At 56.6% G+C, this 22,807-nt stretch carries 15 protein-coding genes, 2 tRNA genes and 4 rRNA genes; 8 read left to right on the forward strand and 13 right to left on the reverse strand.

All coding sequences use genetic code 11. The features are described from left to right. Positions 1 to 27 precede the first annotated feature (27 nt). The 11 genes from AC3IUA_RS00510 to AC3IUA_RS00560 form a co-directional block, all read right to left on the reverse strand. Positions 28 to 1,989, reverse strand: a complete 1,962-nt coding sequence (locus AC3IUA_RS00510; protein ID WP_489358589.1) for a DUF7844 domain-containing protein — start codon at positions 1,987 to 1,989, stop codon at positions 28 to 30. Continuing rightward, positions 1,986 to 2,306 (reverse strand): DUF2388 domain-containing protein, encoded by a 321-nt coding sequence (locus tag AC3IUA_RS00515; RefSeq protein ID WP_489358590.1) that lies wholly within the window; start codon positions 2,304 to 2,306, stop codon positions 1,986 to 1,988. The genes AC3IUA_RS00510 and AC3IUA_RS00515 overlap by 4 nt, the downstream gene beginning before the upstream one ends. Before the next feature lie 26 nt (positions 2,307 to 2,332). Next, a complete protein-coding gene (locus tag AC3IUA_RS00520; RefSeq protein ID WP_489358591.1) occupies positions 2,333 to 2,638 on the reverse strand; it encodes a DUF2388 domain-containing protein in 306 nt (101 codons plus the stop codon). Between the two features lie 107 nt (positions 2,639 to 2,745). Next, complete coding sequence (locus AC3IUA_RS00525; RefSeq protein WP_489358592.1) at positions 2,746 to 3,063, reverse strand: DUF2388 domain-containing protein; 318 nt, start codon at positions 3,061 to 3,063, stop codon at positions 2,746 to 2,748. A gap of 178 nt (positions 3,064 to 3,241) precedes the next feature. Further along, positions 3,242 to 3,451, reverse strand: a complete 210-nt coding sequence (locus tag AC3IUA_RS00530; RefSeq protein WP_489358593.1) for a DUF1127 domain-containing protein — start codon at positions 3,449 to 3,451, stop codon at positions 3,242 to 3,244. 271 nt (positions 3,452 to 3,722) lie between these two features. Next, a complete protein-coding gene (locus AC3IUA_RS00535; RefSeq protein ID WP_048721398.1) occupies positions 3,723 to 3,938 on the reverse strand; it encodes a DUF1127 domain-containing protein in 216 nt (71 codons plus the stop codon). 319 nt (positions 3,939 to 4,257) lie between these two features. Then, positions 4,258 to 5,751, reverse strand: a complete 1,494-nt coding sequence (gene scpC, locus AC3IUA_RS00540; RefSeq protein ID WP_489358595.1) for a succinyl-CoA:acetate CoA-transferase ScpC — start codon at positions 5,749 to 5,751, stop codon at positions 4,258 to 4,260. A 177-nt stretch (positions 5,752 to 5,928) separates the two neighbouring features. After that, positions 5,929 to 7,365: an NAD(P)(+) transhydrogenase (Re/Si-specific) subunit beta gene (locus AC3IUA_RS00545; protein WP_489358597.1), complete on the reverse strand. Its 1,437-nt coding sequence runs from the start codon at positions 7,363 to 7,365 to the stop codon at positions 5,929 to 5,931. Then, positions 7,362 to 7,700, reverse strand: coding sequence for an NAD(P) transhydrogenase subunit alpha part 2 (locus tag AC3IUA_RS00550; protein ID WP_489358599.1), 339 nt, complete (start codon positions 7,698 to 7,700; stop codon positions 7,362 to 7,364). Before AC3IUA_RS00550 ends, AC3IUA_RS00545 begins: the two co-directional genes overlap by 4 nt. A 10-nt stretch (positions 7,701 to 7,710) precedes the next feature. Further along, positions 7,711 to 8,832: a Re/Si-specific NAD(P)(+) transhydrogenase subunit alpha gene (locus tag AC3IUA_RS00555; protein WP_489358600.1), complete on the reverse strand. Its 1,122-nt coding sequence runs from the start codon at positions 8,830 to 8,832 to the stop codon at positions 7,711 to 7,713. 454 nt (positions 8,833 to 9,286) lie between these two features. Continuing rightward, positions 9,287 to 10,186, reverse strand: a complete 900-nt coding sequence (locus tag AC3IUA_RS00560) for a LysR family transcriptional regulator (RefSeq protein WP_489358601.1) — start codon at positions 10,184 to 10,186, stop codon at positions 9,287 to 9,289. A 157-nt stretch (positions 10,187 to 10,343) separates the two neighbouring features. On the opposite strand from AC3IUA_RS00560, the gene AC3IUA_RS00565 reads away from it, so the two are divergent. The 8 genes from AC3IUA_RS00565 to rrf (AC3IUA_RS00600) all read left to right on the forward strand — a co-directional run bounded on the left by AC3IUA_RS00565 (position 10,344) and on the right by rrf (AC3IUA_RS00600) (position 18,918). Further along, positions 10,344 to 11,525: an acyl-CoA dehydrogenase gene (locus AC3IUA_RS00565; protein ID WP_489358602.1), complete on the forward strand. Its 1,182-nt coding sequence runs from the start codon at positions 10,344 to 10,346 to the stop codon at positions 11,523 to 11,525. 13 nt (positions 11,526 to 11,538) lie between these two features. Next, positions 11,539 to 12,759 (forward strand): CaiB/BaiF CoA transferase family protein, encoded by a 1,221-nt coding sequence (locus tag AC3IUA_RS00570; protein WP_489358603.1) that lies wholly within the window; start codon positions 11,539 to 11,541, stop codon positions 12,757 to 12,759. Between the two features lie 654 nt (positions 12,760 to 13,413). Beyond that, a 16S ribosomal RNA gene (locus AC3IUA_RS00575) occupies positions 13,414 to 14,952 on the forward strand. 122 nt (positions 14,953 to 15,074) lie between these two features. Then, positions 15,075 to 15,151, forward strand: a tRNA-Ile gene (locus AC3IUA_RS00580). A 30-nt stretch (positions 15,152 to 15,181) separates the two neighbouring features. Then, positions 15,182 to 15,257 (forward strand) — tRNA-Ala (locus AC3IUA_RS00585). Positions 15,258 to 15,508: 251 nt separating this feature from the next. After that, positions 15,509 to 18,400, forward strand: a 23S ribosomal RNA gene (locus tag AC3IUA_RS00590). Between the two features lie 178 nt (positions 18,401 to 18,578). After that, a 5S ribosomal RNA gene (rrf, locus tag AC3IUA_RS00595) occupies positions 18,579 to 18,694 on the forward strand. A 108-nt stretch (positions 18,695 to 18,802) separates the two neighbouring features. Beyond that, positions 18,803 to 18,918: ribosomal RNA gene (gene rrf, locus AC3IUA_RS00600) — 5S ribosomal RNA — on the forward strand. The 16S, 23S and 5S rRNA genes sit together here with 2 tRNA genes alongside, the layout of an rRNA operon. A 111-nt stretch (positions 18,919 to 19,029) precedes the next feature. Here the strand turns inward: rrf (AC3IUA_RS00600) and AC3IUA_RS00605 are convergent. Next, positions 19,030 to 20,205 (reverse strand): PepSY-associated TM helix domain-containing protein, encoded by a 1,176-nt coding sequence (locus tag AC3IUA_RS00605; protein ID WP_489358604.1) that lies wholly within the window; start codon positions 20,203 to 20,205, stop codon positions 19,030 to 19,032. A 71-nt stretch (positions 20,206 to 20,276) separates the two neighbouring features. After that, positions 20,277 to 22,790 (reverse strand): TonB-dependent siderophore receptor, encoded by a 2,514-nt coding sequence (locus AC3IUA_RS00610; RefSeq protein ID WP_489358605.1) that lies wholly within the window; start codon positions 22,788 to 22,790, stop codon positions 20,277 to 20,279. Positions 22,791 to 22,807 lie beyond the last annotated feature (17 nt).

A 22,807-nucleotide genomic window follows, 5' to 3' on the forward strand; every position in this document is an offset into this window, starting at 1 on the left:
GCAGCCGAACGCAGGCTTCGCCAGCTGCTACGGCAACTCTAGCCCACCCGCGGCCTTGTGCAGCGCCCGCAAATGCTCGCCTACCTGCTTGACGTTGGCCTCATTCGCGGCAATCTCGGCCGCACGGCCTGGATCGAGCAACGCGCGGACTTCTTTATCCAAATCGCCCGTGAGGGCTTGCAGCTGTTTCTGCCGCAGGTTGCTTTCTGATTCCAGCCGCTGCCACTCGTTTGCCTGAGGCAAGCCATATCCACTGCTGCCCAGCAGTTCGGCCGGGCGGCTGAGGAAGCCGCTATTGGCCAGGATCTGTTGCAAGGTCTTGTTGGCTTTATCCATGCCACCGTTTTTCAGGTCGCGCGCGCCCAGGTAGCGCTGTTTGACTTCATCCTGAGCCAGCAGTAATTGCCGACGAAAACTGGCCTGTTCCAAGAGCAACAATGCGGCGCTGGTGCGCAGATCGGCCTGGCCGAACCATTGACGACGTTCAGCAGCGTCCAGCGACAACCAGTCTTCGACGCTGGCCTGCTTGATCGGCAGATGTTTCTTCAACACTTCGAACATCGCCTGATAACGGTCGCGGAACGAGTCAAAGCGATAGCCCAGTCGCAACGCCTCGCGCGGGTCGTCCAGCACGCTGGTGTCCGCCAGCCCACGAGCCTTGAGCACTTCCAGCAAACCGTTGGGGATAATGCTGTCCAGGCCGACCAGCTGTGGATTGTTGCTGCCACTGCGCAACAACTTGAGGCTTTCGACGGCGCAGTTGTTGGATATGAAAAAATAGTTGCCGTCGTAGCTCCAGTGCATCTCGGCGGCGTGCTCGACCACATCTTCGATTTCGCCGCGTGACAGGGTGAGCGGCACCGACGCCAGACTGCGCAGCTCGGTCTTGGTGTATTCATCGATCACCTGAGCCAGCGGCAGGACAAACAGTCGCGATGGATAAGCCCCCGTCAGGCCGTCCCAGCTCGACAGCTGCACATCACCGACAAAAGCGCGGTAGGACAACACCAGGTGCTGGTCCAGGTCCAGTCGGCAGTCTGGACCGCGCGGGCGGCCAGGCGCACAGATTACCAGCCGCAGCATGCTATGCCCCCAGCGACTGACCCAGTTCTGGTTGGCTTCGGCCAATAGGTAGTCGACGGCGTACACCCGTTCCGGGTCGACCTGCCCTAGTGGCTGTTTGGCAAAGTCATTGCCGGCGTTGAGGAAGGCGAATGACTTGGCGCAATTGTCCCTGGCAGCGGGTGCCCAGCCGAAATGCTCTTGGTAGTAACGGTACAGCGCGGGACGACGGCAGGCGTAGCTCGGGTCAAGGAGGAAGTACTCCATATTGACCGCGACGAACTCTTTGGGGCTGCTGGTCTCGTAGATATCCGGGCTGCGGGCAATCTGTCGGTTGTGTTGCTCGCGCTCGCCACGGCGGCCGACGTACTGCGGCCACCCGGCCAGGTCCAGCAGGCGCGGGTCGTCACTGAGGGTAAAGCGCCGCGCGGTCTGGCCGCGGCATTGGTCCGGGATACCGATCAGCCCCGAGCTGCTGTTTTGCCGCGTGCAGCGCTGGATCAGCGTGCGTTCGGCGTTTGGCCATAAACGCGAGCGATCGTAGATGTGGGTCAGTTCGTGCAGCACCGTAGCGAGCATTTCCCGGCGCACGGTAACGTGGGGGCGATGGGTTTTTTTCTTCGCCGCAGAGCCATCGGTGAGGCTGGCGAGCAATTTGCGATTGAGGTCGAGCTCGGAGACCAGCGACGCCTGGCCATAGGCGTTACTCGGCATGTTGCTGGTCCAGCCGACATCGATGCGCCGGTCCAGCTGCGCGATGAAGCGTGGTGGTAGCGCTCGCATCGCCTCATCCAGCAATGCCTGGCTGGCCTGTTGCTCGGCAGGGCTCAGCCCCTCGGTCTTGAGCCGTAGTTGCAGGTCAGCCTGGGCCGAGTTGCCCAGCAGCAGTACAACCCCGGCCAGCAGCCAGGCGATGAGCGACCTCACAGTGCGAGGATGGCTTCAGCGAGAACCTGATCACTGGCATCGCGCGCTTCGGGCACATGGCTACGCAGGGTATCGAAGGCCGCTTCCAGCTGTGCGCCGCGGATATCGCCTTCGCTGGCGACAAAACTGGCGGCGTCGTCGTGAGCTTCTCGCACGACTTTCGAGTCGCGAATGGAGGAGGTGGTGTCCGAGGTGAAATCAATCGAGCGCTCAAAGGCACGAATAATGATGTTACTGGTGGCCACCAGGGTTTGCGCCTGGGTCACATCGGCTAACAACAGCAGGCCAAGAGTGGCGACAATCAGCGGGCTACGCATGGTACGACTCCGAAAAGCAGGGATAACTATTGGACGAGAATTGCCTGTGCCAGTTCAAGGTCACTGGCACTAAGTTTTGATTGGGTATGACGCAGGGCATTCAGCGCGGATTCCAGCTGTGCTCCGCGCAGCCGGCCATCAGTCGCGATAAACGCTGCGGCGTCATCCTGGGCGGCCAGTATCAGTTTGTTTTCAAAGGGCGCGGAGATCACCTTGCTGGTGGCGTAACCGCTGACTACCAGGCCTTGTGTGCTGAGGTCGAAGGCCTGCGTCGGACCTGTCCAGCAGCCCATGCATAGGGCAATGATGAGCGTACGGGGCAGAAAACGCATGGGACTCGATAGCTGAAAACGAATGCCAAGGCTAGCGCAATGCCCTGGCTAGAGCCAGCATCGAAGGATTGGGGCACAGCAAGCATGCCCCGCTTTGCGTCTTGGGATCAGATTGCCAGGATTGCTTGTGCCAGCTGTGCGTCGCTTGCATTCAACTGCGGCGCCTGTTGGCGAATGTGGTCCAGGGCGCTTTCCAGTTTCACGCCACGGATGGTGCCTTCGGTGGCGACGAAGCTGGCGGCGTCGTCACGGGCCTCACGGACGATCTTGTCGTCGCGCAGGGATGAGGTCAGATCGGAGGTGACGTCCGAGGTGGCTTTGAGCGCACCGACCACAGCGTCCGTGGTAACGATGAAGCTGGTGGCATGCGCATTGGCGGCCACGACCAGCAGGGCTGCAGCACTGAGCAGACGAAGACGGGACATGGTGTAACTCCTGTGAAATAACAGATAAAAGTGGCACCGAGCAAAGCACCAGGCATCCACTGCGGTTTGCGGTGCCTTGGGATATCAGACGCGCGCTTTGCAGAGTTCGCCACGTTCCAGGTGGATATTAGGCTGCACTGCGGCTGTTCGAATAGCCTGTGACGTCAACTATAAGCAGTTAACGCCAGAATGGCTTGTCCAGCTCGGCTATGCGGTCGGCGCAACTGATGCCCAGATCGGCCAGTTGCTGATCGTTCAACTGCCCCAGTAAACGGCGGGTGCGGGCCCTCTCCCTGCTCCGGGCAATTGCTGCGAACAGGCGACCCAGGGCATGGGTAAGTGTCTGCTGGCGGGCTTTGGGTACAGCTACTTCCAGTAAGTGATTCATGGTGCGGTCCTCGCAGGGAAGCCAAAGTGCTGGCCTTGGAACACCATGTTGTTCGCGAGGAGAATGTGAATACAGATACACCAAAGCTAAATTGTACTGGTTCAATTTAATGAATGTGTGAACTGTACTTGTTGGTAGGTAGTGCTTCTGTACGGCCCGATTTTCAAACCCAGAAACGACAAAACCCATCGCAGTTACCCGCGACGGGTTTTGTTTGTGCAATTCAGGGTGCTGGCGGTGGACCCGGTGGGTCAGAGCCAGCGACGCTAATTTAGCGCCAGAACGGCTTGCTCAACTCTTCGTAACGTTGTGCTTCGCTAATCCCTGCGTCAGCCAGCAGACGCGAATCCAGGCGAGCCAGTTGGTGGCGGCTGGAGATGCGGCGCTGCCACAGCATCAGGTTGGCGAGAACACGAAGAGGCATGGAAGCCTGGGTGTTTACAGCTTTTTCTTCGAAGAACAGGTCGGAACTGAGTGTACGTTCCATGGTTGACATCCTTCCGCTTGTGGCGGGATTAGGTAGTGGTTTAACTGATGCCAATGATCCTCCTCTTGGGCAAGTCTCTGTAGATACAGTTCACCTGTATTGTGAGGGACCAGTTAACTGTTTATAGGTGCTGTACTGGTCAAAATCGAGGCAACTGTACCTATCTGCACGTTAATGGTGCAATTTAAGCCATATGACCCGGAAAGGTAGGAGGTTTCGGTAGGAAAAGACCGGTACAGAAGTACAGTTTTTGATCGAATATGCTGTAGCAACGAGCAGCTGACGAAATTGCATTTGCGTCAGCCGCTAACTGTACCAATTACACCGCGAGCATTTTCCCGGTTTCATCCAGGTTGATGTGCCAGCTCAGTGCTTCACGCAGGAGATGCGGGGTGTGTCCGCCCACGGCGCAAGCCGCTTTGAAGTAGTCATTCAAGGCTTCGCGATAGGCCGGATGCACGCAATTGTCGATGACCACCCTCGCCCGCTCCCGTGGCGCCAGGCCGCGCAAATCCGCAAGGCCGATCTCGGTGACGAGGATGTCGACGTCATGTTCGGTATGGTCAACGTGGCTGACCATAGGGACCACGCTGGAAATAGCCCCACCTTTGGCGATCGACTTGGTAACGAATATCGCCAAGTGTGCGTTACGCGCAAAATCACCCGAACCGCCAATACCGTTCATCATCCGTGTGCCGCAGACGTGAGTCGAGTTGACGTTGCCGTACAGGTCGAACTCCAGCGCGGTGTTGATGCCGATGATGCCCAGGCGGCGAATGACTTCCGGGTGGTTGGAGATCTCCTGCGGACGCAGTACCAGTTGCGGCTTGTAACGGCTCAGGTCGCTGAAGACTTCGGTGTGCTTTTTGGCCGACAGGGTCATGGAACTGCCCGAGGCAAAGCCCAGCTTACCGGCGTCGAACAGGTCGAAGGTAGAGTCCTGCAGCACTTCGGAGTACATGGTCATGTCGTGGAACGGCGAATCGATCAGACCGTGCATCACCGCGTTGGCGATGGTGCCGATACCCGCTTGCAGCGGCATCAGGCTATTGGTCAGGCGGTTCTCGCGCACTTCATTTTTGAAGAACTCCACCAGGTGATTGGCAATGGCCTGGGTTTCCAGGTCTGGCGGCAATATGGTGGACGGCGAGTCGGGCTGGTTGCTGATCACAATGCCGACGATTTTCGCCGGGTCGATCTGCACCGCATGGCTGCCGATGCGACTGTCAGCCTTGAGTACCGGAATCGGCAGGCGGGTCGGCCGATAGCTCGGTATATAGATGTCATGCAGACCTTCGAGCTCCAGCGGTTGGGCCAGGTTGATTTCTATGATCACCTCTTTGGCCAGGATGGCGAAGCTGGCCGAGTTGCCTACCGAGGTGCTCAGTACCAGGTGGCCTTCTTCAGTGATGGCGACGCATTCGATCACCGCCAGGTCTACTGCTTTGATCTGGCGGTTGCGCAGTTGCTCGACGGTGTCGGAGAGGTGCTGGTCGATAAACATCACCGTGCCATCGTTGATGGCCTTGCGCAGGGTGCTGTCGACCTGGAACGGCATGCGCCGCGAGAGTACGCCGGCTTCGGTGAGTTGTTTGTCGAGGTCGTTGCCCAGACTCGCGCCTGTCATCAGGCTGATTTTCAGCGGAGTCACTTTGGCGCGCTCGGCCAGTGCATGGGGCACGGCCTTAGCTTCGCCGGCGCGGGTAAAACCACTCATGCCGACGGTCATGCCGTCCTTGATCAAGGCGGCGGCATCAGCCGCGCTCATGACTTTACTTAACAGCGAAGGCAAGCGAATACGATCAGAGTACATGGACAGTTATCTCAAGCAACGAAAGCAAGATGTGCAGTTTAGTGATTTCAAAAAAATTCCTCCCGCTACCATGGTCGAATGCCGAGCCGTGATTTAGAGCCTTTGGTCGGTTTGCGGGCAATAAAAAACCCCAGCCTACTCGAGGCTGGGGTTTTCGGTATTGCGCTGGAGCAGTGTTTAATCGACGGCCTTGACCATGTCCTCGATGACCTTCTTGGCGTCACCGAAGACCATCATGGTCTTGTCCAGGTAGAACAGTTCGTTGTCCAGGCCGGCATAGCCGCTGGCCATCGAGCGCTTGTTGACGATGATGGTCTTGGCCTTGAACGCTTCCAGGATCGGCATGCCGGCGATCGGCGATTTCGGATCGTTCTTGGCGGCCGGGTTGACCACGTCGTTGGCGCCGAGCACCAGTACTACGTCGGTCTGACCGAATTCGGAATTGATGTCTTCCATCTCGAACACCTGCTCGTAAGGCACTTCGGCCTCGGCCAGCAGAACGTTCATGTGCCCCGGCATCCGCCCGGCAACCGGGTGAATGGCGAATTTTACGGTGACGCCAAGGTGGGTCAGCTTCTCCGCCAGCTCCATCAGCGAGTGCTGGGCACGCGCCACTGCCAGGCCATAGCCGGGCACGATGATCACGGTATCGGCGTTGGTCAGCAGGAACGCGGCGTCGTCGGACGAGCCGGACTTCACCGGGCGCGCTTCCTTGGAACCGGCAGGGCCGGCCACTTCGGCTGTGCCGCCGAAACCACCGAGCAACACGTTGAAGAACGAACGGTTCATCGCCTTGCACATGATGTACGAGAGGATCGCACCCGAGGAGCCCACCAGCGAACCGGCGATGATCAGCATCGAGTTGTTCAGCGAGAAACCGATACCGGCCGCCGCCCAACCCGAGTAGCTGTTAAGCATCGACACCACCACCGGCATGTCCGCGCCGCCGATCGGGATGATGATCAGCACGCCCAGCACGAAAGCCAGGGCCAGCATCAGGGCGAACGCCGTGAGGTCGCCGGTGAACGTGAACACCAGGCCCAGGCCTAGCGTGGCCAAGCCCAACACCAGGTTCAACTTGTGTTGGCCGCTGAACTGTACGGGTGCGCCCTGGAACAGACGGAACTTGTACTTGCCCGACAGCTTGCCGAAGGCAATCACCGAACCGGAGAAGGTGATGGCACCGATCGCCGCACCGAGGAACAGCTCCAGGCGGTTACCGGCTGGAATCGAATCGCCCAGTAGCTTGACGATACCCAGCGATTGCGGCTCGACCACGGCCGCGATTGCGATGAATACCGCGGCCATACCGATCATGCTGTGCATGAAGGCGACCAGTTCCGGCATTTTGGTCATTTCGACGCGCTTGGCCATGATCGAACCGGCTGTGCCGCCGACCAGCAGGCCGACGATCACGTAGCCGATACCGTCGGTTGCCAGCTCGGCCCCGAGTTTGTAGATCAAACCCACGGTGGTGATGATCGCCAGCGCCATGCCGAGCATGCCGTAAAGGTTGCCGCGACGCGACGTGGTCGGGTGCGACAGACCTTTAAGGGCCTGGATGAAGCAAACAGAGGCGATTAGATACAGGGTTGTAACCAGATTCATACTCATGAGTTATGAGCCCCTTGTCCTACTGGCAGTTCTTTAACCTTGGGCGCTTTTTTCTTGAACATCTCAAGCATGCGTCGAGTGACCAGGAAGCCACCGAACACGTTCACCGCGGCCAACGCCACGGCCAGGGTGCCCATGGTCTTGCCCAGTGGAGTGACGGTCAAAGCGGCAGCGAGCATGGCACCGACAATGACAATCGCCGAAATGGCGTTGGTCACTGCCATCAATGGCGTGTGCAGTGCGGGTGTAACGTTCCAGACCACGTGGTAACCGACATAAATCGCCAGCACAAAGATGATCAGGTTGTAGATACCGGGGGAGATAAACTCTTCCATCGTCTTGTCCTTAGGCGTTCTTGCGGATGACTTGGCCGTCGCGGCACATCAGGCACGCGGCGACGATGTCGTCTTCGAGGTTGATCTGGAATTGGCCTTCCGGGGTGAAAACCAGCTTCAGGAAGTCCAGCAGGTTGCGCGCATACAGTGCCGAGGCGTCTGCAGCGACCTGTGACGCCAGGTTGGTGTGGCCGACGATGGTCACGCCGTGAGCGACGATTACTTGATCGGCCACGGTCAGCGGGCAGTTGCCGCCTTGCGCTGCCGCGAGGTCGATCACCACCGAGCCGGGCTTCATTTGCGCGACGGTTTCAGCGCTGAGCAGCACCGGTGCCTTGCGACCCGGAATCAGTGCGGTGGTAATGACGATGTCTGCCTGCTTGGCGCGTTCGTGGACCGCCAGCGCCTGACGCTGCATCCAGCTGGCCGGCATCGGCCGCGCATAACCACCGACACCGACGGCGCATTCGCGCTCTTCATCGGTTTCGTAAGGCACGTCGACGAACTTGGCGCCCAGGGATTCGATCTGCTCCTTCACCGCCGGACGCACGTCCGAGGCCTCGATCACCGCGCCCAGGCGCTTGGCCGTGGCAATGGCCTGCAAACCGGCCACGCCGGCGCCGAGAATCAGCACCCGTGCAGCTTTCACGGTACCCGCAGCGGTCATCAGCATCGGCATGAAGCGCGGATAGTGATGAGCGGCCACCAACACGGCTTTATAGCCGGCAATGTTGGCCTGCGAGGACAGCACGTCCAGGCTCTGCGCGCGGGAGGTGCGCGGTGCGGCTTCGAGGGCAAAGGCAGTGATGCCACACTCAGCCAGCTTGGCAATGGTTTCGTTGCTGAACGGATTGAGCATGCCCACCACTACCGTGCCGCTCTTGATCAGAGCCAGCTCGCTGTCGCTGGGTGCGACAACCTTTAGAATCAGCTCCGCACCGAACGCATCGTTGGCGCTGCCAATGGTCGCACCTACTGCCATATAGGCACTGTCGACAACGCTGGCGTTAATGCCGGCGCCGCTTTGCACAGTGACTTTATGACCCTGGCCGATCAGCTTCTTGATGGTTTCAGGGGTTGCAGCAACCCGCGTTTCACCCGTTTGGGTTTCGAGAGGAACACCAATGTGCACGTCAAATCTCCTGCATGATCTTATTGCTTTTGATCTTTTTAAGAAGGCCAGCGCACTCCGGATGGTGCAGGCTGGGGCGGCCGATCAGCACGACCCCGCACTAAATAAAGGCGGGGCGCGGCATTTTGCAGGCGAACTTTGTGCCCTTACAAGGGGTTATGAGGTGTGACGGAAAATTAACTACAAGTCACCCTGTGACCGAATGTCGCAAGGCAAGGGATCAATCCCTTATAAACCGTGCCTTCCATGGATTTTGGCGAGGATTTGAGAATTTTCACATCGGCGTTGTGAATGAACCGATATTGGCTTGAAATCGCCGCTGGAAGCCGCGATTTCAGGCGCTTATTGGACGATTGTTCCTCTTCTAGATACAGTTTCCTTAAACGCGACATATAGTTATATCTGTAGTGCTTTTAATATTTTGACTACGAGGTCAGCTAATGCCTCTGAGCCCCTACCCATCGAGGCTGTAGCTCTGCGCCTGGTTCACCAGCCAGTCGCGGAATGCCCTCAAAGAGGCTGATTCGACCTTTCGGTCAGGAATCATCAGGTAATACGCCTTGATGCTTGACAGAGCCTGGGGATTGGCAATCACCAGGCGCTTCTCGGCCAATTCCCGCTGAATCAGAAACGGCGGGATTAAAGCGATACCCATATCGTGCATGGCGGCCTGAGCAAGCATGGAGAATAGCTCGTAACGCGGTCCTGTCATGTCTCGAGGGATATTAAGGTTTTGTGAACCGAACCACTGGCGCCAGGCATAAGGCCGGGTGGTTTGTTGCAGCAGTGGCAATTCGGCAATCCGTTCGGCGCTCAGATGACTTCCAGGCCCCATAAGCCGTGGGCTGCAGACCGGCATCGGGTTTTCGCCCATCAACCGGTGGGACTCGGTGCCCGACCAATCGGCATCACCAAAGTAAATCGCGGCATCGAAGTCGGTGTTGGCGAACAGGAATGGTCGGGTGCGGTTGGTCAGGTTGACCGTGACTTCCGGGTGCTGCTGCTGGAAATCCTTGAGGCGCGGCAACAGCCATTGCGTGCCAAAGGTGGGGACTACGGCCAGCTCGATGACGTTGGCGCCCTGCTGGCCCATCACCGACAGCGTATCGCGCTCTACGGCATCCAGTTGGGTGGCGACCCGGCGACTATAAGACAGCCCGGCTTCGGTCAGCTTCACCCCGCGTCGGGAGCGTCGGAACAGTTCGACACTCAAGAACTCCTCCAGGCTGGCGATCTGCCGACAAATGGCACCCTGGGTAAGGGAAAGTTCCTGCGCTGCCTTGGTGAAGCTCTCGTGGCGGGCTGCCGCTTCGAAGCTGATCAGTGCAGTAGTGCTGGGGATCTTCCTGCGCATATACGGCAATCTCACAAAAGAACGGCCAAAAAGCGGTTTTGAGCTATCACGGAGTGAGAAATTAACACAACAGTATGCAAAATCCTCGTTTGCCGTATTCGGTGGGTCGGCCTAGGATCAGTCCACGACATTTCACCTGATTCGTGAGGACACACCCATGGGCGGTAAAGCTAGCTTCAACTGGATCGATCCCCTGCTGCTGGATCAACAGCTCACCCAAGAAGAACGCATGATCCGGGATACTGCCCAGCAATTCGCTCAGCAGAAGCTCGCGCCGCGCGTTCTCGAAGCTTTCCGCCATGAAAAGACCGATCCGGCGATCTTCCGCGAGATGGGTGACGTGGGTCTGTTGGGTGCGACCATTCCTGAACAATACGGTGGCAGTGGCTTGAACTACGTCAGCTACGGTCTGATTGCGCGTGAGGTCGAGCGCGTCGACTCCGGCTATCGTTCGATGATGAGCGTGCAGTCCTCGCTGGTGATGGTGCCGATCAATGAATTCGGTACCGAAGCTCAAAAGCAGAAGTACCTGCCAAAACTGGCCTCGGGTGAATGGATCGGTTGCTTCGGTCTGACCGAGCCTGACCACGGTTCCGACCCGGGCTCGATGATCACTCGTGCGCGCAAAGTGGAAGGCGGCTACAGCCTGACGGGCAGCAAGATGTGGATCACCAACAGTCCGATCGCCGATGTGTTCGTGGTCTGGGGTAAGGACGATGCCGGCGACATTCGCGGTTTCGTGCTGGAAAAAGGCTGGAAAGGTCTGAGCGCTCCGGCGATTCACGGCAAGGTTGGCCTGCGCGCCTCCATCACCGGCGAGATCGTCATGGATAACGTGTTTGTGCCGGAAGAGAACATCTTCCCGGACGTCCGTGGCTTGAAAGGCCCCTTTACCTGCCTTAACTCCGCCCGTTATGGCATCTCCTGGGGTGCGCTGGGTGCTGCCGAGTTCTGCTGGCACACCGCTCGCCAATACACCCTGGACCGTCAGCAGTTTGGCCGCCCATTGGCCGCCACCCAGTTGATCCAGAAAAAACTGGCCGACATGCAGACTGAAATCACCATGGCCCTGCAAGGTTGCTTGCGCCTGGGCCGAATGAAGGACGAAGGCACCGCTGCCGTCGAGATCACCTCCATGATGAAGCGCAACTCGTGCGGCAAGTCCCTGGACATCGCTCGCATGGCCCGTGACATGTTGGGTGGCAATGGTATCTCCGACGAGTTCGGTGTGGCCCGTCATCTGGTCAACCTGGAAGTGGTGAACACCTATGAAGGCACTCACGACGTTCACGCGCTGATCCTTGGTCGTGCGCAGACAGGCATCCAGGCGTTCTATTAATAGGAGAACGACCATGGGCGCGCTTTCGCATCTGCGGGTATTGGATTTATCTCGAGTGCTGGCCGGTCCCTGGGCCGGGCAGATCCTCGCGGATCTCGGGGCCGAGGTCATCAAGGTCGAGCGCCCGGGCAATGGCGATGATACGCGCGCCTGGGGCCCGCCCTTCCTGAAAGACGCCTATGGCGAGAACACCAGCGAGGCGGCCTACTACCTGTCGGCCAATCGCAACAAGCAGTCGGTCACCATCGACTTCACGCGTCCGGAAGGTCAGCGCCTGGTGCGTGAGTTGGCGGCCAAGTCAGACATCCTGATCGAGAACTTCAAGGTGGGTGGTCTGGCGGCTTATGGCCTGGACTATGAGTCGCTCAAGGCGCTCAACCCTGAGCTGATCTATTGCTCGATCACCGGCTTTGGCCAGACCGGGCCGTATGCCAAACGTGCCGGTTATGACTTCATGATTCAGGGCCTGGGCGGTTTGATGAGCCTGACCGGCCGCCCGGAGGGCGATGAAGGTGCCGGGCCGGTGAAAGTTGGCGTTGCATTGACGGATATTCTGACCGGGCTCTACTCGACGGTCGCGATTCTTGCGGCGCTGGCGCATCGGGATCATGACGGCGGTGGCCAGCATATCGATATGGCGTTGCTGGATGTTCAGGTGGCTTGCCTGGGTAATCAGGCGATGAACTACCTCACCACCGGAGTCCCTCCCAAGCGGCTAGGTAATGCTCACCCGAACATCGTGCCGTACCAGGATTTTCCGACGGCCGATGGCAACTTCATTCTTACTGTTGGCAACGACGGGCAGTTCCGCAAGTTTGCTGAGGCGGCAGGGCAGCCACAATGGGCGGATGATCCGCGGTTTGTCACGAACAAGCTGCGGGTGGCCAACCGTGCGGTGCTGATTCCGCTGATTCGTCAGGCAACGGTCTTCAAGACTACTGCAGAGTGGGTGACGTTGCTGGAGCAGGCCGGTGTGCCGTGTGGGCCGATCAATGACCTGGCCCAGGTGTTTGCCGATCCGCAGGTCCAGGCCCGCGGCCTGGCAATCGAGCTGCCCCATGCCCTGGCAGGTCTGGTCCCCCAGGTGGCCAGTCCGATCCGTCTCTCCGAGACGCCGATTGAGTACCGCAATGCCCCTCCTCTATTGGGTGAGCATACCTTGCAGGTATTGCAGCGGGTATTGGGTATGGAGTCGTCAGCTGTCGCTGCTTTGCGAGAAGCTGGGGTGCTGTAAGTGTTCCCTTCTATATAGAGGCATAGAGGCGCTGATTGCGCTTCTATATAGAAGGGGCAAAAACCGGCGCTTTTCAGGCTTTTTCAGGCTTATCGATAGAAAGCCTTAATTAAGGGTTGACGGCAGATCCTGGAAGTCTATAATTCGCCCCACTTCCGGCGCAGTCGAAACGGAAAACTCCTTGGTAAACAAAGAGTTACGCGGTTTTCGGCAGCGAGTTGCTTCAGTTCATCGAAGCCCAGAAGGAGTTGCTAGAGTCGGTTTGTTTGGCCCTGGTAACGGTTCGATCCACTCGGTCGAAAGCGGTGTAAAACAGGTGTTGACAGCAGCGAGTAACGCTGTAGAATTCGCCTCCCGCCAACGAGTGATCGGAAGCGCCAAGTGGTTGAAGTTAAAAAGGAAACTTTGAAAACTTCTGAAAATAACCGCTTGACAGCAGCAGAGGAAAGCGTAGAATGCGCGCCTCGGTTGAGACGAAAGATCTTAACCAACCGCTCTTTAACAACTGAATCAAGCAATTCGTGTGGGTGCTTGTGGAGTCAGACTGATAGTCAACAAGATTATCAGCATCACAAGTTACTCCGCGAGAAATCAAAGATGTAACCAACGATTGCTGAGCCAAGTTTAGGGTTTCTTAAAAACCCAAAGATGTTTGAACTGAAGAGTTTGATCATGGCTCAGATTGAACGCTGGCGGCAGGCCTAACACATGCAAGTCGAGCGGCAGCACGGGTACTTGTACCTGGTGGCGAGCGGCGGACGGGTGAGTAATGCCTAGGAATCTGCCTGGTAGTGGGGGATAACGTTCGGAAACGGACGCTAATACCGCATACGTCCTACGGGAGAAAGCAGGGGACCTTCGGGCCTTGCGCTATCAGATGAGCCTAGGTCGGATTAGCTAGTTGGTGAGGTAATGGCTCACCAAGGCGACGATCCGTAACTGGTCTGAGAGGATGATCAGTCACACTGGAACTGAGACACGGTCCAGACTCCTACGGGAGGCAGCAGTGGGGAATATTGGACAATGGGCGAAAGCCTGATCCAGCCATGCCGCGTGTGTGAAGAAGGTCTTCGGATTGTAAAGCACTTTAAGTTGGGAGGAAGGGCAGTTACCTAATACGTGATTGTCTTGACGTTACCGACAGAATAAGCACCGGCTAACTCTGTGCCAGCAGCCGCGGTAATACAGAGGGTGCAAGCGTTAATCGGAATTACTGGGCGTAAAGCGCGCGTAGGTGGTTTGTTAAGTTGGATGTGAAATCCCCGGGCTCAACCTGGGAACTGCATTCAAAACTGACAAGCTAGAGTATGGTAGAGGGTGGTGGAATTTCCTGTGTAGCGGTGAAATGCGTAGATATAGGAAGGAACACCAGTGGCGAAGGCGACCACCTGGACTGATACTGACACTGAGGTGCGAAAGCGTGGGGAGCAAACAGGATTAGATACCCTGGTAGTCCACGCCGTAAACGATGTCAACTAGCCGTTGGGAGCCTTGAGCTCTTAGTGGCGCAGCTAACGCATTAAGTTGACCGCCTGGGGAGTACGGCCGCAAGGTTAAAACTCAAATGAATTGACGGGGGCCCGCACAAGCGGTGGAGCATGTGGTTTAATTCGAAGCAACGCGAAGAACCTTACCAGGCCTTGACATCCAATGAATCTGCTAGAGATAGCGGAGTGCCTTCGGGAGCATTGAGACAGGTGCTGCATGGCTGTCGTCAGCTCGTGTCGTGAGATGTTGGGTTAAGTCCCGTAACGAGCGCAACCCTTGTCCTTAGTTACCAGCACGTTATGGTGGGCACTCTAAGGAGACTGCCGGTGACAAACCGGAGGAAGGTGGGGATGACGTCAAGTCATCATGGCCCTTACGGCCTGGGCTACACACGTGCTACAATGGTCGGTACAGAGGGTTGCCAAGCCGCGAGGTGGAGCTAATCCCAGAAAACCGATCGTAGTCCGGATCGCAGTCTGCAACTCGACTGCGTGAAGTCGGAATCGCTAGTAATCGCGAATCAGAATGTCGCGGTGAATACGTTCCCGGGCCTTGTACACACCGCCCGTCACACCATGGGAGTGGGTTGCACCAGAAGTAGCTAGTCTAACCTTCGGGAGGACGGTTACCACGGTGTGATTCATGACTGGGGTGAAGTCGTAACAAGGTAGCCGTAGGGGAACCTGCGGCTGGATCACCTCCTTAATCGACGACATCAGCTGCTCCATAAGTTCCCACACGAATTGCTTGATTCATTGAAGAAGACGATAGAAGCAGCTTTAAGCTCCAGGCTGATAGCTCACGCTAACAGTTACAAGCTCGAAATTGGGTCTGTAGCTCAGTTGGTTAGAGCGCACCCCTGATAAGGGTGAGGTCGGCAGTTCGAATCTGCCCAGACCCACCAATTTTGTGTGGGAAACGCCTGTAGAAATACGGGGCCATAGCTCAGCTGGGAGAGCGCCTGCCTTGCACGCAGGAGGTCAACGGTTCGATCCCGTTTGGCTCCACCACTAACTGCTTCTGAATTGTAAAGCTTAGAAATGAGCATTCCATCAAACGATGGTGAATGTTGATTTCTGATCTTTTTGATTAGATCGTTCTTTAAAAATTTGGGTATGTGATAGAAAGATAGACTGAACGTTACTTTCACTGGTAACGGATCAGGCTAAGGTAAAATTTGTGAGTTGCTCTTTATGAGCAAGCATGCGAATTTTCGGCGAATGTCGTCTTCATAGTATAACCAGATTGCTTGGGGTTATATGGTCAAGTGAAGAAGCGCATACGGTGGATGCCTTGGCAGTCAGAGGCGATGAAAGACGTGGTAGCCTGCGAAAAGCTTCGGGGAGTCGGCAAACAGACTGTGATCCGGAGATGTCTGAATGGGGGAACCCACCTAACATAAGTTAGGTATCTTACGCTGAATACATAGGCGTAAGAAGCGAACCAGGGGAACTGAAACATCTAAGTACCCTGAGGAAAAGAAATCAACCGAGATTCCCTTAGTAGTGGCGAGCGAACGGGGACTAGCCCTTAAGTGGCTTTGAGATTAGCGGAACGCTCTGGAAAGTGCGGCCATAGTGGGTGATAGCCCTGTACGCGAAAATCTCTTGGTCATGAAATCGAGTAGGACGGGGCACGAGAAACCTTGTCTGAATATGGGGGGACCATCCTCCAAGGCTAAATACTACTGACTGACCGATAGTGAACTAGTACCGTGAGGGAAAGGCGAAAAGAACCCCGGAGAGGGGAGTGAAATAGATCCTGAAACCGTATGCGTACAAGCAGTGGGAGCCCACTTTGTTGGGTGACTGCGTACCTTTTGTATAATGGGTCAGCGACTTATTTTCAGTGGCGAGCTTAACCGAATAGGGGAGGCGTAGCGAAAGCGAGTCTTAATAGGGCGTCTAGTCGCTGGGAATAGACCCGAAACCGGGCGATCTATCCATGGGCAGGTTGAAGGTTGGGTAACACTAACTGGAGGACCGAACCGACTACCGTTGAAAAGTTAGCGGATGACCTGTGGATCGGAGTGAAAGGCTAATCAAGCTCGGAGATAGCTGGTTCTCCTCGAAAGCTATTTAGGTAGCGCCTCATGTATCACTGTAGGGGGTAGAGCACTGTTTCGGCTAGGGGGTCATCCCGACTTACCAAACCGATGCAAACTCCGAATACCTACAAGTGCCGAGCATGGGAGACACACGGCGGGTGCTAACGTCCGTCGTGAAAAGGGAAACAACCCAGACCGTCAGCTAAGGTCCCAAAGTTATGGTTAAGTGGGAAACGATGTGGGAAGGCTTAGACAGCTAGGAGGTTGGCTTAGAAGCAGCCACCCTTTAAAGAAAGCGTAATAGCTCACTAGTCGAGTCGGCCTGCGCGGAAGATGTAACGGGGCTCAAACCATACACCGAAGCTACGGGTATCACTTAGGTGATGCGGTAGAGGAGCGTTCTGTAAGCCTGTGAAGGTGAGTTGAGAAGCTTGCTGGAGGTATCAGAAGTGCGAATGCTGACATGAGTAACGATAATGGGTGTGAAAAACACCCACGCCGAAAGACCAAGGTTTCCTGCGCAACGTTAATCGACGCAGGGTTAGTCGGTCCCTAAGGCGAGGCTGAAAAGCGTAGTCGATGGAAAACAGGTTAATATTCCTGTACTTCTGGTTATTGCGATGGAGGGACGGAGAAGGCTAGGCCAGCTTGGCGTTGGTTGTCCAAGTTTAAGGTGGTAGGCTGAGATCTTAGGTAAATCCGGGATCTTAAGGCCGAGAGCTGATGACGAGCTAACTTTTAGTTAGCGAAGTGGTTGATGCCATGCTTCCAAGAAAAGCTTCTAAGCTTCAGGTAACCAGGAACCGTACCCCAAACCGACACAGGTGGTTGGGTAGAGAATACCAAGGCGCTTGAGAGAACTCGGGTGAAGGAACTAGGCAAAATGGCACCGTAACTTCGGGAGAAGGTGCGCCGGTGAGGGTGAAGGACTTGCTCCGTAAGCTCATGCCGGTCGAAGATACCAGGCCGCTGCGACTGTTTATTAAAAACACAGCACTCTGCAAACACGAAAGTGGACGTATAGGGTGTGACGCCTGCCCGGTGCCGGAAGGTTAATTGATGGGGTTAGCTAACGCGAAGCTCTTGATCGAAGCCCCGGTAAACGGCGGCCGTAACTATAACGGTCCTAAGGTAGCGAAATTCCTTGTCGGGTAAGTTCCGACCTGCACGAATGGCGTAACGATGGCGGCGCTGTCTCCACCCGAGACTCAGTGAAATTGAAATCGCTGTGAAGATGCAGTGTATCCGCGGCTAGACGGAAAGACCCCGTGAACCTTTACTATAGCTTTGCACTGGACTTTGAATTTGCTTGTGTAGGATAGGTGGGAGGCTTTGAAGCGTGGACGCCAGTCTGCGTGGAGCCAACCTTGAAATACCACCCTGGCAACTTTGAGGTTCTAACTCAGGTCCGTTATCCGGATCGAGGACAGTGTATGGTGGGTAGTTTGACTGGGGCGGTCTCCTCCTAAAGAGTAACGGAGGAGTACGAAGGTGCGCTCAGACCGGTCGGAAATCGGTCGTAGAGTATAAAGGCAAAAGCGCGCTTGACTGCGAGACAGACACGTCGAGCAGGTACGAAAGTAGGTCTTAGTGATCCGGTGGTTCTGTATGGAAGGGCCATCGCTCAACGGATAAAAGGTACTCCGGGGATAACAGGCTGATACCGCCCAAGAGTTCATATCGACGGCGGTGTTTGGCACCTCGATGTCGGCTCATCACATCCTGGGGCTGAAGCCGGTCCCAAGGGTATGGCTGTTCGCCATTTAAAGTGGTACGCGAGCTGGGTTTAGAACGTCGTGAGACAGTTCGGTCCCTATCTGCCGTGGACGTTTGAGATTTGAGAGGGGCTGCTCCTAGTACGAGAGGACCGGAGTGGACGAACCTCTGGTGTTCCGGTTGTCACGCCAGTGGCATTGCCGGGTAGCTATGTTCGGAATAGATAACCGCTGAAAGCATCTAAGCGGGAAACTAGCCTCAAGATGAGATCTCACTGGGACCTTGAGTCCCCTGAAGGGCCGTCGAAGACTACGACGTTGATAGGTTGGGTGTGTAAGCGCTGTGAGGCGTTGAGCTAACCAATACTAATTGCCCGTGAGGCTTGACCATATAACACCCAAGCAATTTGTTGATCCCTGAATTGGAAACAAAAAGGGGCGCCAGATTGCGGTGTGTGAAGACGCAACAGTCGAAAGTTTGCACCACTCACAAAAGCAGCACAAATCTATTACATACCCATTCGCTGGAGCGTGATCTCGCAAGAGAAGACGACCCGGCTACCGAATTTCTTGACGACCATAGAGCATTGGAACCACCTGATCCCATCCCGAACTCAGCAGTGAAACGATGCATCGCCGATGGTAGTGTGGGGTTTCCCCATGTGAGAGTAGGTCATCGTCAAGATTAAATTCCAAAACCCCTATCTGCATCTGCAGGTAGGGGTTTTGTTTTAGTAGAAGTCACCGATTTTTGCTGGCACGTTACTGCGGTAACGGGCCGGTCACAGAATTTCTTGACGACCATAGAGCATTGGAACCACCTGATCCCATCCCGAACTCAGCAGTGAAACGATGCATCGCCGATGGTAGTGTGGGGTTTCCCCATGTGAGAGTAGGTCATCGTCAAGATTGAATTCCGAAACCCCTGTCTGCTTACGCAGACAGGGGTTTTGTTTTTTAGGGCAGTTACAAGCTACAAGCGGTGAGCTGTCTACCACCCGTTCCTTCTCAAACGTCCCTCTAAGCTTTACGTGCCTTGCTACTTCTGCGAGCCAGCAACTTGCGCCACCAGATGTAGATTCCCGTCCCCGACAACACTGCAATCAAAACGCCTAGCAGCGCAATCATGATTTGCCCGGTGAAACCAATGATCCGTCCCCCGTGGATCGGCAGCTGCAGCCTATAGAAGCGCTCCCCCAGCGTGCCTTGCCCGGCTATTTCCTGTCCCAGCAAGCGCCCGTCAGTGCCATGGAAGAACAACCAGGACTTACCCTGAGCCTCGGTATCATGTTGCCCAAAACCCGCGCCAAAAAAGTTGTATTCAAAGCTGTAATACAGCTCGCCGATGGCCAGGTTCAAACCCAGTCGCTGACCTTCTTCCCAAGCCAATTCAAAAGCATCTTGATAACTGAGACGAGTAGTCCCCAGCTGCTCGGCGGGCATGCGCCCACGGGCTTCATAGACGCTCGGTTCAATCGGCGAGAACAATGAAACAGCAGGCTTGAAGACCTGGCTTGGAAGATTCATGGCTACGCTGCTGATGGCGATGGGCAGCAGTAGCAACCAAAGCCACAGCCCGCCAGCGCGATGGATGTCCATGTTCAGCCGGTAAGCATGCCCGCCTTTGATCTTCCAGGCAGTCGCCCACTTGTTCCAGAACGGCTTGCCCCGGGGAAAGGTCAGCCAGAGCGCGATGAAACAATCAATCACCCAGGCGATGGCAACCAGGCCCATCAACAACAAGCCCCAATTGCCGGGGAGGACGAGGTTGTGGTGGAGTTCGAGGATGAACGGGATGAAGTTCTCACGCTGGAAACAACAGGCTCCCCAAAAACGCTGCCCCGTTTGCTCACCGCTGACCGGATCGTAATAGAACACCTGATTGGACTCGGCAAACGGCTTGCCTGTCGCCGGATCGTTGCGTGGTACTGCGGCGAGCATTGCCGTGTGTCCCGCCTCGTTCGGGTACTCCATGTACCAGACCTGCAGTCTCGGATGCTCTGCCTGCAGCTTGTCCACCAATGCGCCAGGCGGGAGTGCCAGGCCTTGGGCACGAGCTTCGTAAAAGCCCGGATTGAGCCACTCATCCAGCTCGTGATTGAACGCCAGGATGCTGCCGGTCAGGCCTGCCATCAGTAGAAACAGCGCGGTAGCCAAACCGATATAGCGATGAAGTAAAACCAGAAATGCACGCATGAAATTTTCCCGTAGAGACGACAAAGCCAGCACCTGGTTTCAGGCGCTGGCTTTGTGGGAATGACCAATGATTAGAACTGGTAGCTCACCGTGGCGGCGACGTTACGTTCTTCACCCATGTAGCAGAAGTCCAGGCTCGCACAGGAGGCGATATAGGATTCGTCGGTCAGGTTGTTGGCATTGAGTCGAACATCAACACCTTTCAAGCCAACCTTGCCCAGGTCATATCCAATCGAGGCGTCGTACAGGGTGTAGGAGGGCACCTTCATGGTGTTTTCCGCATCGGCCCAGCTGTAGCCGACATAGCGCACACCACCGCCAACCCGCAGACCGTCCAGTGCTGCGCTGTCGAACTTGTAGTCGGCCCAGACCGAGGCCATATGCCGCGGTGCCTGAGTCGGTGAATTGCCCTTGTTCTCGATAACGTCGCTGGCGGTGCTCAGGGTGCTGATCATCGACTTCGAGAACTCGATGTCGGTGAAGGTGTAGCTGCCCAGTACCTTCAGGTTATCGGTCAACTGCATGTGCGCTTCCAGCTCCAGGCCCTGGGAGCGAACGGCCCCGATGCCGCGATAGAAGTTTTCCTGAGGCAGTTTGGTTGCCAGATTTTCCTGATCGATACGGAACAGCGACGCGGTAAACAGATTGTCGGTGCCCGGTGGCTGATACTTCAGGCCGACTTCCCATTGGGTGCCATCGGTAGGTGCCAGAGGATTGCCGGCGGCATCCGAATAGGAGTTCGGGTTGAAGGACTCGGAATAGCTGATGTAAGGCGCCACACCGTTATCGAACAGGTACAGCGCGCCGGCGCGTCCGGTCAGCTTGGTGCGGTTATCACTGATTTCAGTGCCCTCGGGCCGGTTGAATTCAGCCAGGCGATTCTCGTCAGAGGTTTCGACCCAATCCTGGCGCAGGCCCAGGGAGAAGCGCCATTTGTCCATTTCAATCAGGTCTTGCAGGTAAACACCGGTCTGTTCAAGACGCCGTAAATAGCTGGTCGGACTGTAGTAACTGATGTCCGAGTTGCCATACACCGGATTGAACGCATCGATCGGCGCCAGCCCACCGCTGGTCCAGTCGACCACCGTCTTGCGCCGTTGATAATCGGCCCCCATCAACACCGTATGCTTGGTTGCACCCGTGAAAAATTCGGCCTGCAACATGTTGTCGACGATGAAGGCATGAAGCTTTTCGTCACCGCCGGTGTAGTAGCGATTGAGTTCATTGCTGGTTGGCGTGGTCCAGCCATAGGCATAGACCTGATCGATCTTCACCTTGGAGTCCAGGTAGCGGAAGTTCTGCCGGGCAGTAAAGACATCGTTGAAGCGATGCTCGAACTGATAGCCCACCGACTGCTGATCACGTTTGAAACTATCCACCCCTGGCTCCCCTTCGAAGAAGTGTTCAGAGATGCGCTGGCCATTGCGCTTGTGCAGCGCGCCGTCGGCCGGCATGCCCCCGTGGTAACCGCCATCGGGATCGTGTTGCAGATAGGCTTGCAGGGTCAGGGAGGTGTCATCGGTGAAGTCGATGCTGACCGTCGGCGCCAGGGCGTAGCGTTTTTCCTCGGTGTGATCGAATTGGGTGTCGGATTGGTCCGCCAGACCGGTCAGGCGCCAGGCAATGCGCTTGTCATCATCTACAGGGCCGCTGAAGTCGAAACCCATGCCGCGTTGTCCCTGGGTGCCTACCGTGGCCTGGATCTGATGGTAGGGCTCATACAGCGGCTTCTTGCTGGTGAGGGCGACCAGGCCACCGGGTGAACTGCGGCCATAGAGCACCGAGGAGGGCCCCTTGAGGATATCGATCCTTTCGAGGAAGTACGGATCGACCTGCATGGTGCTGTAGGTACCGCTGTCGCCCATGGACTTCAAGCCGTCGAGGTAGATGTTGTCCACCGAGCCATCGTTGAAGCCGCGCATCGCCACGTAGTCGTAGCGATGGGTAGCGCCGTAGGGATTGGTCAAGACGCCGGGGGTGTAGCGCATGGCCTGGGATACGGTTTGCGAACCCTGGTCATCCATTTGCTCGCGGGTCACCACCGAGACGCTTTGCGAGGTTTCCAGCAGTGCGGTACTGGTCTTGGTGGCGACCTGGCTGTGGGTGGCGTTGTAGCCCGCCATGCTGCCCAGGGCATTACCCAGTGCAAAGCCCCTGATGTCGGTGGTTGGCAATGCCAGCGCCTCGCTCTCGAGTAACGGCCGCAGCACATAGCTGCTGCCATCCTGGCTGATGGCTTGCAAACCCGAACCGCTGAGCAAATGGCTCAAGGCCTGATCCGCTGAGTATTCGCCCTGCAATCCCGGTGACTGGCGACCCTGGGTTTGTTCAGGTGTCGTCGACAGGGTGATGCCGGCCTGGCGCGCGAACTGATTGAGCACATCGCTCAGCGAACCACTGGCAATGCTGTAGCTGCGGCTCGTGGCGAAGGCTTGGGTATCGGCAGCTTGCGCGAATGAGGGCAGGGCGCTGACGCTCAATGCGGTGGAAAGCAACGCGGCTCGGACGGCTTTGCCGAGCACCGTACACGAGGAAGCGTCCGGGGAGAAAACAAAAGGGCTCTGGCGGGTGGCGCGAACAGTCATTATGGGTTTCCGTGGAG

Source organism: Pseudomonas sp. KH_050 (assembly GCF_057838875.1).